At 64.2% G+C, this 12106-nt stretch carries 14 protein-coding genes; 6 read left to right on the top strand and 8 right to left on the bottom strand.

The annotated features are described in order from the left end of the window. Positions 1-20: 20 nt before the first annotated feature. Positions 21-1415, bottom strand: coding sequence for a DEAD/DEAH box helicase (locus IC608_RS00160; protein WP_191772016.1), 1395 nt, complete (start codon positions 1413-1415; stop codon positions 21-23). A 341-nt stretch (positions 1416-1756) separates the two neighbouring features. Between IC608_RS00160 and IC608_RS00155 the strand changes: the two genes are divergently transcribed. Then, positions 1757-2269 (top strand): hypothetical protein, encoded by a 513-nt coding sequence (locus tag IC608_RS00155; RefSeq protein ID WP_191772015.1) that lies wholly within the window; start codon positions 1757-1759, stop codon positions 2267-2269. A 50-nt stretch (positions 2270-2319) separates the two neighbouring features. Here the strand turns inward: IC608_RS00155 and IC608_RS00150 are convergent, their stop codons facing one another. The 3 genes from IC608_RS00150 to IC608_RS00140 form a co-directional block, all read right to left on the bottom strand. Then, the gene (locus IC608_RS00150) at positions 2320-3111 is read right to left on the bottom strand and encodes a molybdopterin-dependent oxidoreductase (RefSeq protein ID WP_191772014.1); all 792 of its coding nucleotides are present in this window, start codon (positions 3109-3111) and stop codon (positions 2320-2322) included. Next, positions 3108-3953, bottom strand: coding sequence for a cytochrome b/b6 domain-containing protein (locus IC608_RS00145; RefSeq protein WP_191772013.1), 846 nt, complete (start codon positions 3951-3953; stop codon positions 3108-3110). Before IC608_RS00145 ends, IC608_RS00150 begins: the two co-directional genes overlap by 4 nt. Positions 3954-4036: 83 nt before the next feature. Beyond that, a complete protein-coding gene (locus IC608_RS00140) occupies positions 4037-4321 on the bottom strand; it encodes a hypothetical protein (RefSeq protein WP_191772012.1) in 285 nt (94 codons plus the stop codon). Between the two features lie 159 nt (positions 4322-4480). Between IC608_RS00140 and IC608_RS00135 the strand changes: the two genes are divergently transcribed. Together IC608_RS00135 and IC608_RS00130 are read left to right on the top strand one after the other, a co-directional pair. Beyond that, a complete protein-coding gene (locus IC608_RS00135; RefSeq protein WP_282567916.1) occupies positions 4481-5032 on the top strand; it encodes a sigma-70 family RNA polymerase sigma factor in 552 nt (183 codons plus the stop codon). After that, positions 5029-5667 (top strand): NrsF family protein, encoded by a 639-nt coding sequence (locus IC608_RS00130; protein ID WP_191772011.1) that lies wholly within the window; start codon positions 5029-5031, stop codon positions 5665-5667. Before IC608_RS00135 ends, IC608_RS00130 begins: the two co-directional genes overlap by 4 nt. Here the strand turns inward: IC608_RS00130 and IC608_RS00125 are convergent, their stop codons facing one another. After that, on the bottom strand, positions 5668-6318 hold the full coding sequence (locus IC608_RS00125) for a ThuA domain-containing protein (RefSeq protein ID WP_191772010.1): 651 nt from the start codon (positions 6316-6318) through the stop codon (positions 5668-5670). 236 nt (positions 6319-6554) lie between these two features. Between IC608_RS00125 and IC608_RS00120 the strand changes: the two genes are divergently transcribed. After that, positions 6555-8165, top strand: coding sequence for a bifunctional metallophosphatase/5'-nucleotidase (locus tag IC608_RS00120; RefSeq protein WP_191772009.1), 1611 nt, complete (start codon positions 6555-6557; stop codon positions 8163-8165). Positions 8166-8230: 65 nt separating this feature from the next. Here the strand turns inward: IC608_RS00120 and IC608_RS00115 are convergent, their stop codons facing one another. Next, positions 8231-8488 carry a GlsB/YeaQ/YmgE family stress response membrane protein gene (locus tag IC608_RS00115; RefSeq protein WP_191772008.1) on the bottom strand — a complete coding sequence of 86 codons (258 nt, stop codon included), beginning with the start codon at positions 8486-8488 and terminating at the stop codon, positions 8231-8233. 164 nt (positions 8489-8652) lie between these two features. Between IC608_RS00115 and IC608_RS00110 the strand changes: the two genes are divergently transcribed. Then, positions 8653-9168, top strand: a complete 516-nt coding sequence (locus IC608_RS00110; RefSeq protein WP_191772007.1) for a hypothetical protein — start codon at positions 8653-8655, stop codon at positions 9166-9168. A gap of 187 nt (positions 9169-9355) precedes the next feature. After that, positions 9356-9943 (top strand): hypothetical protein, encoded by a 588-nt coding sequence (locus IC608_RS00105; RefSeq protein WP_191772006.1) that lies wholly within the window; start codon positions 9356-9358, stop codon positions 9941-9943. Positions 9944-10014: 71 nt separating this feature from the next. Here the strand turns inward: IC608_RS00105 and IC608_RS00100 are convergent, their stop codons facing one another. After that, positions 10015-11058, bottom strand: coding sequence for a Gfo/Idh/MocA family protein (locus IC608_RS00100; RefSeq protein WP_191772005.1), 1044 nt, complete (start codon positions 11056-11058; stop codon positions 10015-10017). 221 nt (positions 11059-11279) lie between these two features. Further along, the gene (locus IC608_RS00095; RefSeq protein ID WP_191772004.1) at positions 11280-12068 is read right to left on the bottom strand and encodes a ThuA domain-containing protein; all 789 of its coding nucleotides are present in this window, start codon (positions 12066-12068) and stop codon (positions 11280-11282) included. Between the last annotated feature and the right edge of the window lie 38 nt (positions 12069-12106).

Below are 12106 nucleotides of genomic sequence, written 5' to 3'. Positions count from 1 at the left end.
AAGAGAACTGAGCGCCAGGCCTATGCCCGAGCGGCGACGCGCCCGGACTTTGCCGCATCACGGCGCGAGCGGTTCCAGCGGGGCTTCTTGGCGCCGTCCAGAGACGGCTTGGCTCCATGCGGGCGCTGAGCGGGACGACCTTCACCCGGCTTGCCGGCGTCCGCCGACCGGGGCGCACCCTGGGCCTTGGGGTTGCGTGCCGTCCGCGGGCCGGGCCGGCCCTTGTTCTGATGCGTCGGCGCCGGCCGCGAGGCCGTTGCCTCGGCGAGCAGTGACGCATCGCCCGAGAGCGGCAGCGTGCGGCGGATCAGCTTTTCCACTTCGCGCAGCTTGGGCCGCTCGGTGCCATCGCAAAGCGTGATGGCGATGCCGGTGGCGCCGTTCCGACCCGTGCGGCCGATGCGGTGGACGTAGTTCTCGGCGTCGTCGGGCAGATCGTAGTTCACCACATGGGTAATGCCCTGCACGTCGATGCCGCGCGCGGCGATATCGGTGGCGACGAGAATGCGCACCGAGCCGCTGGCAAAACCCTTGAGCGCAGCCTGGCGCGCGTTCTGGCTCTTGTTCCCGTGGATAGCGGCAGCGTCATGCCCGTCGATCGCCAGGTTCTTGGCCACGCGATCGGCGCCATGCTTGGTGCGGGCAAAGACGATGACCCGATCCATGCCCTCGGCCGTATCGGCCAAAAGATCGTTGAGCACACCGCGCTTGGCCTTGGACCCCGACAGGATCACCCGCTGGTCGATCTTGACCACGGTCGACCCCTGCGGGGCCGCCTCGACCTTGACCGGGTCCTTGAGGAGACCCTTGGCGAGGTCTTCGATTTCCGCCGCCATGGTGGCGGAGAACAGCATGGTCTGGCGACGCGGCCCGATCAGCTTGGCGATGGCCTTGACCGGGGCGATGAAGCCCATGTCGAGCATGCGGTCGGCTTCGTCCAGCACCAACCAGCGCGTCTCGTTGAGCCGCAGCTTGCCGTCGTCGACGAGGTCCTTGAGGCGCCCCGGCGTGGCCACGACGATGTCGACGCCGCGCGACAGCTTCTGCACCTGCGCATTGCGCGACACGCCGCCCAAGACGAGGACGGTGCTGATCTTGGCCCCGCCCCACTTGCGCAGGTTCTCGTCGATCTGGACCGCCAGTTCGCGCGTCGGCGCCAGGATCAGCGCGCGCGTCGTCAACGGCCGGGCCCGGCCGGTCAACTCGCCGATCCCGGCGAGAATGGGGAGGCCGAAGGCTGCGGTCTTGCCCGAGCCCGTCTGGGCAATGCCCATGACATCGCGGCCCTCGAGCAGCTTGGGGATGGCCTGTTCCTGGATTTTGGTCGGCGTCTCGAAGCCGGCGCGGCTGAGACCATCGAGCAGGTTCTGGGGGAGGCCGAGTGAAGAAAAATCAGTCAAATGCTTGTCTTTCATGGCGCGCAAAGCACGCGAGGGCCCTGCCGGACAGGCAGCGCCAGGGGAAAATGCAATCGGGCGATAGGAAATATCGCGCGGGTGCTGGCTCAAACCCGATCACCGTATCTTCGGTTCGGGTCGACTTCGCCGCTCACCGCTTGAGTAAGAAGAGAAGTCCATCGGCGGCAGTTCAGCCGCGACGTGCACCCGATATGGGTCAAAAGCCGGCCGAAAGCAAGCGCCGTCGGCGCATATGGCCCATGCCGATGGCCGCAGGCCCCTCTTAACCCCGGAGAGTCCGGGCAACATGCGGCGGCCTGCTGCATTGGCCGAACGACCCATCGAGAGGAGACATCGACATGAAACGTTTCGCGACTGCCGCCATTCTCAGCCCGCTCGCCGGCCTTTTCCTCGCCGGAGCGGCCTACGCCCAGGACGCCAAGGCCGAGGATCTGACGATCGGGGACCAGATCATCCCGGCCGAGCAGATTCCCGCCGTGAAGGACTGGTGTCGAGAACTTCAGGCGCAGCAGGGCCTGACGGGCACGCAAGAGCCTGAAAGCACGATGACCGAAGAGCAGACCGAAAGCGCCACGGCGACAACGGATGTGACCAACGAGAAAAATGCACCGACCGGCGCGACCACCAGCACAGACGCCGGCGCATCGGGCAATGCAGGAGCCGCAACGAGCACTGCGGCGAACTCCGCCACCATGGATGACCAGGCGGATAGCGATGCTGCGGCCAGCGCAGAAGACGACGACGATGCGTCGAGCGAGCGGACCGAAAGCGTCAATCGCAGCTTCGACGTCACCACGATCACGCTCGAGATGTGTCAGGAGGCCGGCTTCACCGGCGACGCTCTCGACTGACAACGAAGGCCCGGCCAAGCCGGGCCTTTCTTTTCCCGGCCATACGGCAGCTAGATGCCGCCATACCAGTCATAGCCATTGTCGGGCCAATAGCCGCCCTTGCCGAGGCCAAAGGGCGTGAGGTCGTCGACGAGTTGGATCGTGTGCAGGTATTTGGGCTGCTTGTAGCCCAGCGCCCGCTCGATCCGCAGCCGAACCGGCGCGCCGTTGGCGACGGGAAGGACCTGATCGTTCAACCCATAAGCCAGGATGGTCTGCGGGTGGTAAGCGTCGATGAGGTCCGAGCTCTCATAGTAGAAGATGTCGCCGCTCAGCGTGCGCTGGATGTTGTCGAAGCAATGGTAGACGCAGAAGCGGGCTCCGGGCTTGACGCCCGCCTGGTCGAGTACGGGCCCCAGGGGCGTGCCGGTCCACTTGGCAATGCAGCTCCAGCCCTCGACGCAATCGTGCCGGGTGATCTGCGAGCGGGCCGGCATGTTGCGCAACTCGCCGAGCGAGAACTCGATCTCCCGATCGACCATGCCGGTGACCTTGAGCTTGTAGGGCGCAAAGTTCTGCTGGCGCAGGAACATGTATTCGGGGGTGGATGGTTCGGTTGACCCGTTTGGCTTCTGCCCCTGGCGGATTTCGCTGGCGCTGTACTCGCGCGCCAGCGTCTGGTCGCCGATCAGGGCGCGCTGCGCCTTGTAGGTGAGCACGTTCGCCTGCTCGATGACATTGCGCACCCCATTGTCCCGCTGCCCCAGGAAATCGAACTGGTCGCAGCCCGAGAGCAGGAGCCCCGAACCGGCGGCCGCCGAACCCATGAGGAAGCGCCGGCGGTTGATGATCAGATTGCTCATAGCTTGTCTCCCGCCTCGCGCGCCGTACCCGGGCTGGCGCGATACCAGCCGGTGATCATGGAGCGCAGCTCGTTGATCGGCCCGGCCAGCACCACCATGATGACATGGACGACAAAGAACAGCACCAGCAGGCTCATGGTGATGAAATGAATCGTCCGCGCCGTCTGCCGTCCCCCGAAGAGGTCAAGCAGCCAGGGCCAGGCGGCGTCCATGCCCGGGCTCATGGTGAGGCCCGTGAGGATGATCAGCGGAAAGAGGACGACGAACACCACGAGATAGCTCAGCTTCTGGAGCGGCGCATAGGAGCGCCCGTGACGGAAGCGGAAGCGGACGTGATCCAATACGTCGCGCGGCAGACCCGTCACGTCACGCCCTTTGGGCACCAGATCGCGACGGATGTGGCCATTGATCAGGCTGGCGAGGAACCATACGAACAGGGTGCCGACCAACAGCCAGGCGAAGAAGAAGTGCACGACGCGCCCCGTCGCCAGGTCCCGGTACGAGGGAATGGTCACGGCGCCGGGAAAGCCGGTGAAGGTAGGGTTGTCGGCCGATCCGCTCATCTCGAGCATCCCGGTCGTATCGTAGGTCTGGCCGAACAATGTCGTTTGTCCGCGCGGACCATCGGGCGTGTTGACGGCGCCGATCCTGAGGATGGCGTTGTCGTACTCAAAGCCCGACTCCTGCCCGATATAGAGGGCGGGATGAGCGTTGAAGATCTGCAGGCCCGATAGCAGCAGGAAAAAGAGACACAAGACCCACACCCAATGGGTGAGGCGCGTCCAGATCGATTGCCGATAGATCAGTGGCCCTCTGCTGGCTGGCAGACTCTGGTCGTCCATATGCTTCCCCGCCCTAAAGAATGGTCTGCCCGAAGCAACGATAACCGTTCGGGCAGCTGTTCATCATCACGCCGATGTTATGCCTACATCGGGTTCGATGACGACATGGCTCCGCCCCCCATGGCGTCGCCGCCCATCACTTCCTCGCCATTCTGCAGGCTGTGGCAAGCCTGTTCTGCGGCCATGGCGACCTCGGGGAAGGTAATGGCCCTGGCCTGTTCGAGGCACTTTGCCAGATCGTCGTCGCTCATCATGGGCGCCATGGCGCTCGACCCGATGGTGTCGGTGGACATTGCGTCCTGCGCTGCGGCGGCTCCGGCACTTGCCAGGACAAGGGCAGCGGCGATGCTCATGAACTTTGCGGACATTGAAAATCTCCCGGTCTGATGCCGCAACCCTCCGTTGCGGCTCGGGAGGCCATTCGCCATGGCGATCGCCGCGGTTACCTCAGGAGGAGCATTTTTACGCCGCTCGCTTTTCCTGGCGCTGGGTGTAACCTCTCATCGGGAACAGCGAATGGAGTCCTGATGCAGGCGGACACCACGGAGATGCGGCTGCGCGCGCTCATGGTGGCGGCGCTGGATGGCGATGCCGGGGCATATCGCCGGCTGCTGTCCGAATTGACGCGCTATCTACGTCCCTGGTTTGCCCGGCGACTGACGCCGGCGCAGGCGTCCCACGCGGAGGACCTTGTGCAGGAAACGCTTCTCGCCGTGCACCGGCGCCGCATGACCTATGATCGCAGCCGCCCCTTCACCGCCTGGCTGCACGCCATCGCGCACCACAAATTCGTGGATCATGTTCGCCATCATGCCATCCGACCCATCGTCCATCTCGATGACGACGCCCCGATCTTCGCGGCGGACGACAGCGCCAATGCGGCGGACCGGCGGGACGTGGAGACCATTCTGGCGGATGTGCCCGAGCGGACGGGGGCGCTGATCCGCGAGACGCGGCTGGAAGGGGCGAGCGTCGCGGAAGCGGCCGCCCGTCACGGCATGAGCGAGACGGCGGCCAAGGTCGCCATTCATCGCGGCCTCAAATCTCTCATGGCCCGCTTTGCGGGAGGCGCAAAATGACCGACGAACTGATCAACCGCCTCGCCGCGGACCTGCATCCGGTGCGTCCCCGTACGCTGGAGCGGCGGATTCTGGCCGCCATGGCGCTTGGCTGCGCGATCACCGTGGTGGGTGCCTATCTGTTTCTCGACCTGACGATGGGGCGCCCGTTCGGGGGCGCCTATGGCAGCCCCATGTTCTGGACCAAGGCCGGATATACCCTTGCCTTCGGCCTTCTGGGCCTCGCCGCCGCTCCGGCCCTGGCGCGCCCCCATGGGCGCATCGTCTGGCCCTTTGCGGCTGCCGGCCTTCTGGTCGTGCTGGCCCTCGGACTTGGGACCATGGGGTGGATGCACCAGGGCTGGGCGCGCGAGGAGCTGATGGGGAGGACGGCCATGGTCTGCCCCTGGCTCATTACGCTCACCGGATTGCCGGTGTTGCTGTCGCTGCTCCTTGCCCTGCGCTCCACGGCCCCACGCTCGCCAACGCAGGCAGGCACGGCCGCCGGGCTCGTCGCCGCCGGCTTCGGCGCCCTCGTCTATGCCTTTTACTGTGGGGAAACGGGCATGATGTTCATGGCCGTCTGGTACACGCTGGGCATGGCCATGACCGTGGCGCTGGGCACGGTCATCGGCCGTTTCGCCTTGCGCTGGTAGCTAAGCCTCCTCGCGCGCCGCCCAATTGATGCCGCGGCGCATGATCGTGGCCATGTTGGAGTTCTCGAACTCCTTGGCGCGGTGACCGAGCGTGTTGTGGAACACGCGGCCCTGGCCGTAGCGATGCTTCCACACCACCGGCATCACGACGCCCTCGATCCACGGAGCATGTTCGCCCGTGAAGGTGGTGGTCGCCAGCACCTCGATCGCCGGATCGACATGCATGTAGTACTGCTCGGAGGTGTAGGGGAACGACTTGATGCCGGCCATGATCGGATCATCCGGCTTGGCGACGTCGACGGTATAGTCGATGATGTTGCCCGGATGGGCCACCCACTGCCCGCCCACCATGAACTGGTAGTCCACCGCCTCGCGGAAAGCGTCGCTCATGCCGCCGTGGTGGCCGGCAAGACCGACGCCGCCGCGCACCGCCGCGGTCAGGTTTTCCACCTCTTCCTTGGCGATCTTGCTCATCGTGAAGATCGGCACGATCAGGGAGAGTTCGTGAATGGAGGGATCGGCAAAGGCGCTGGTCTCTGTCGCCATGCGGACCGAGAAGCCGTCTTCGTGAAGCCAGCGGCGATAGATGGCCGCACACTCCTCCGGATCATGGCCTTCCCAGCCACCGTAGACGATCAAAGCACTGCGCATTGGAATTACCCCGCAAATCAAACGCGGCGGAGAATACTCTACTGATCCGCTATGAAAACCCCGCCTGTGGGAAACCGAGCGGCAAAGGCGGCAGGACGAGTCCTCGGCCGTTCATCCCCGGGTCCACTTTCGCCTGTCACAAATACCTGATTAAGTCGGGGTTCGTCACCGGCCGCTGCCTCTGGGCGGTTGCGTCGGGCCGGGGCGCTGGTCAAATAGCAGAAGGGACACCAGGGATGAAGACGGTTTTGATGGGCGCTACCGCGCTCGCACTGTGCGCGGGGTTCACCGGCGCCGCGCAGGCCGAGTACACGCTCAACATCTTGCACATCAACGACTTCCACTCGCGTTTCGACCCCATCACCGGCACCGATTCCAACTGCGACGCCGAGACCGACGCGGCCGGCGAATGCTTTGGCGGCATCGCCCGGCTCAAGACCATCATCGACGACACCCGCGGCAAGCTGAAGGACGAAGGCGCCAACGTGCTGCTGCTGTCGGCCGGCGACAATTTCCAGGGCTCGCTCTACTACACCACCTACAAGTCCAAGGTGGTCTCGGACTTCTTCAACCAGATGGGCTTCGACGTGGTAGCCACGGGCAACCACGAATTCGACGATGGTCCCGAAGAGTTCATGCGCTTCATCGAGGCGGCGGAGTTCCCCATCATCGGCGGCAACTTCGATGTCACCAAGGAAGACAGCCTGCGCGGCAAGATCAAGGGCTCCATCGTCCTCGACGTGGGCGGCGAGAAGATCGGCATTATCGGCGCCACCACGGAAGACACGCCGGAAATCGCCTCGCCGGGCAATGTGGAGTTCACCGACGTCGTCGAGTATGTGCGCGGCGCATCTGAAGCGCTCGATGCCGCTGGCGTCGACAAGATCATCCTGCTCAGCCACATCGGCTACAACGAGGATCAGCAGGTCGCAGCGTCCCTGCCGCTGGTCGACGTGATCGTCGGCGGGCATACCCACACGCTGCTGTCCAACACGGCGGAAGGCGCCGCCGGGCCCTATCCCACCATGGTGGAAAATCCCGAAGGCGTGGAAGTTCCCGTGGTGCAGGCCAACCAGTACGGCAAGTATCTGGGTGACATTGCCATTACCTGGGATGACGAGGGCAACGTGATCAAGGCGGAAGGCGAGCCCTTCCTGATCGACGCCTCCGTCAAGGGCAACGAGGAGTTCGCCACCCAGCTCGCCGAGCTCTCCGGGCCGATCGAAGAAGAGATGGGCCAGGTCATCGGCAGCACCACCGACGCCATCGAAGGCTCGCGCGAAGTCTGCCGCGCCATGGAGTGCTCGATGGGCAATCTGCTGGCCGACGCCATCCTCGACCGGACGGCTGACCAGGGCGCAACCATCGCGTTCCAGAACGGTGGCGGTATTCGCGCCTCCATCGACAAGGGCGACATCACCAAGGGCGACGTTCTGACCGTGCTGCCCTTCTCGAACACGCTGGCCACCGTGCAGATCAACGGCGCCGATGTGATCGATGCGCTGGAGAACGGGGTGAGTGACGTGGAGAACGGCGCAGGCCGCTTCGCCCAGGTCGCCGGCCTCAAATACAGCTTCGACCTCTCCAAGCCAGCCGGCAGCAGGGTCAGCGACGTGCTGGTCAAGGGCGAGGGCGACCAGTGGGTGCCGATCGATGAGGAAGCAACCTACACCATCGTCACCAACAACTATGTCCGCGGTGGCGGCGACGGCTACGGCACCTTTGCCGAGGGTGACAACCCCTACGACTTCGGCCCGCCGCTCGAGGAAGTGGTTGCCGACTACATCGCCGAGCAGGGCGGCACCTATACCCCCTACACCGATGGCCGCATTACCGAGATCAAGTAGGGCTTGATCATCCGACACACGAAAGGGCGCCCCAGGGCGCCCTTTTTTGTTGCCCGTTTCAGCGATCAGGCGCGGCGGCGGCCTGCGATCGCGCCCCAGATCAGCAGCACGATGATCGCCCCCAGGATCGAGGCGATAAAGCCCGCCCCATCATCCGGACCATACCAGCCGACGGCCTGGCCAAGAAACGTTGCGAGCACCGAACCGATGATGCCGAGCACCGTGGTCAGGATGAAGCCGCGCGGCTCGTTGCGGCCCGGCACGATGAACTTGGCGATGAGCCCGGCGAAAAAGCCGATGATGATGGCCCAGATGATACCCATGATGAGGCTCCGGTTGGTGTTGCCTCCCCTAAAGGCGGCTGCCCCTCGCGCGGTTGCACGGGAGCGCAAGAAGATGCTCCGGGAATTGTGACTTTCGCACCCGAAACATGCGACCGGGACGATCGTTGGCCTTGCGAGGAGCGTCGCAACCACTGAGGAAAAACATGATCAAGACCAAGCTCATGACGGCCATTTCCCTTGCAACCCTGCTGGGTACATCCCCGGTGACGTTCGCCCAGGACGTCGATGCCGACGTTACGCGGGACGCAGGCGTGACCGCCGAGGTCCCCGCCAAGGGCGCTGGTGCCGAGGCCGATGCCAGCACCGCTGCCGACACGCAGGCAAAAGACATGGCCGCTTGGGACAACAGCTACGAGGGCGTCTCTCAGTCCTTCGAGGAAGCGGCCAAACTTGATCTCTCCGCCATCGACAGCGACACCGAGATCACCATCACCACGATCAGTTCGCTCGAGGGTGACGCAGCAGCGGGCCAGGACATGCTGGACGCCTACCTCTCCGGCCACGCCGACGAGCAGAAGGGTCTCTACGAGCGGATTTCGAAGAATGACGCCCTGACCAGCAAGCTCGAAGACGAGGGCTACAAGGTCGAGGACGTCATCAGCCTCAAGCAGAATGAAGACGGTTCCGTGCTTGTCTATGTCGACGACCGGCCGGAGTAATCGGCACCCCTGTCCACCGCCAGACCTGACCGGCGGCATGGGCTGATTTTCGGCCCCTGCCGCCTGATTGCGGCCTCCCTTATCGGCAACCTGCCAATTTTTTTGTGATCGACACTTCGGCAACCACGTCCGGGCTCCGCCGTTTGTGCCGTGTCCAAGTGGGGGGCAACCACTGAGGAGACTACACATGAACAAGATCATTGCTTCGAGCGCCATCGCCCTGCTTCTGGCTTCCGCCGCCGCTCCCGCCATTGCACAGGACGCCTCTGCCGGCGTCGGTGCCGGCGTGGACGCCGGCGTCTCCGTCGATACACCGGCTGCAGGCGTCGATGCGGGCGTCAACGCCGGTGCGTCGAGTAACGTCGACGCCAGCAAGGATGGTGCAACGGGCAACGCCGCCGCTAATGCCAGCGGCAACGCCAACGCCAACGCCCAGGCGAATGCCGGCGGGATGTCGGACAACACCTATGGCTCGGTGATTTCGTCCATCAAGGGCTCGGCCGACGTTGACCTGAGCGGCATCACCAGCGAAGACAACGTCCAGATCGTTCTGCTCTCTTCGCTGCAGGGCGATGCCGCAACTGAATCCGAGGCGCTGGACGCCGCGCTTTCGGCAGACGCCGAGGCCCACACAATGCTTGAGACCAACATCGACGGCAATGAAGTCATCAAGGCCAAGCTGGAAGCTGAAGGCTATTCGGCCGCTGACGTCGTTGCCGTGAAGTCCGAAGCGGATGGTACGGTCATCGTCTACGTGGACGACCGCGCCGAATAACGGCTCCAGGTCTTCCACAAAAACAAGGCCCCGGTGTATGCCGGGGCCTTTTTGCATGCCTCTATCGAATGTCAGACGGCGTGCTCGTGCCGGTCCCGCTCGGTGACGGTGGCCAGGTCCAGAACCTTCTGGATGTTGGTGGCGTGCCGGAAGCTGGGCTCCTTGTTGACGCCCGCGCGGCACGCCTCCACGAACCGCTCGTAATTCGTCTTGACCGGGGGCACCTCGACCTCGGTCCAGGTGCCGGTTTCAACGTCGTCTCCGAGGCAGGTGAGCAGCTTGGACCAGTCGTGCCGATGCTGCACTTCCAGCGACCCCTTCTCGCCGTAGATGCGCAGCCGCAATTCGTTGAAGTGGCCGGTGGCCCAGCGGCTGGCGTGGATCACGCCCAGCGCGCCGTTCTCCAATTGCGCGGTCATTGCAAAGCTGTCGTTGGCGTCCAGATCATATTCGCCGATTCTGTTGCCCTCGGCCTTGTCGAAGGTCTCGAGACGGCAGAACACTTTGGAGAAATCGCTGCCGGCGCCATAGGTCGCGAAGTCGAGGATATGGACGCCAATGTCGCCCAGGACGCCGTTCGACCCGTGCTTCTTGGACAGGCGCCAGAGCCACTGCGATTCCGTGCGCCAGTCGCCCCAGGCCTTGGAGACAAGCCAGCTCTGGAGGTAGCTCGCCTCGAAGTGCTTGACGGTGCCGACCGCACCGGACTGCACGATTTCGCGGGCCTTCTGCAACTGCGCCACGTTGCGATAGGTGAGGTTGACCATGTTGACGAGGCCGAGCCGCTCGGCCGTTTCGGTCATTTCGGTGGCGCGGGCATGGTCGGTGGCGAGCGGCTTTTCGCAGAAGACGTGCTTGCCAGCCGCCAGGGCAGCCATTGTCGTGGGATAGTGCACGCTGTCGGGCGTGACGTTGGCGACGGCGTCGAATTCGCCCCAGGCCAGCGCTGCGTCAAGCGAGCCGAAGCCGCGCTCGATATTGTGGGTGGCGCAGAAGGCCTCAACCCGCGCCGGATCGACGTCGACGCCGCCCGCCAGGGTCACCCCTTCGATGCCCGCGAAGTTCTTGGCATGCGTATTGGCCATGCCGCCGGTACCCAGGATGAGGATACGCATATGATTATTCCTTAGGGACGTTTGCCCGCTGCTTTACCACCGGGCATTTCCCGCGCAAGCGCACGATTGGTGCCCTTCTCACAATCATTCACCCGGCGCGCCAGATGATGTCTTCACCGAACCCCCGAAGGTCCGTCACCACCCGGCCCGTCCGGTGGTCCATCTCAAGCAAGATGGATTGCCCGGACAAGCCGGGCAATGACCGCCGATGGACCGAACGCCTAAACCTTGACGTCACCGGCGTGGTCGGACGCCGAGAGCTTGGGGCCGCGCTCTTCGATCTTTTCGATCGCCTCGCGCACCGGCGTGTTCGGCGCCTTCATCAGGTGCGCATGGCGCTCGCCGCTATAGGCCCAGTTGACGGCGTTGCGCAGCACCTTGCCGACATTCTCGTCGTAATAGGTGGGGTAGGTCTCGTGGCCGGGGCGGAAGTAGAAGATGTTGCCCGCGCCGCGCCGGTAGGTGAGGCCGGACCGGAAGACCTCGCCGCCCTGGAACCAGGAGACGAACACGGTTTCGAGCGGCTCCGGCACGGTGAAGGGTTCGCCGTACATCTCTTCGTATTCGAGCTCGAAATAGGGCGGCAGGCCCTTGGCGATCGGGTGCCCGGGGTTGACGACCCACAGACGTTCGCGCTCGCCGGCCTCGCGCCAATGCAGGTTCGCGGGGGACCCCATCAGGCCCTTGAAGACCTTGGAATGGTGGCCCGAGTGCAGGACGATCAGCCCCATGCCCTGCCAGACCTGCTCCATGACGCGCTTGACTACGACGTCGTCCACCTTGTCGTGCGCCGCGTGGCCCCACCAGATCAGGACGTCGGTGTTGTTGAGCACGTCGAGCGTCAGGCCGTGCTCGGGCTCCTGCAGCGTCGTGGTCTTCACCTCGAGGTTCGCGTCTTGCCTGAGCAGGCTGGCGATCTGGTTGTGCATGCCGTTGGGATAGTTCTCGGCAACGGTCTTGTTCTTCTGCTCGTGGACGTTTTCGCCCCAGACAAGGGTACGGATCGGCATCTGGAAGTCTCCTAAAACTGGGCAGGCCGCGGAGGGAG

The sequence above is a fragment of the Devosia oryzisoli genome, from assembly GCF_014837245.1.
GTDB lineage: Bacteria > Pseudomonadota > Alphaproteobacteria > Rhizobiales > Devosiaceae > Devosia > Devosia oryzisoli.
Note: the sequence above shows the minus strand (reverse complement) of the source record. Positions and strands in the feature narration are given on the sequence as shown.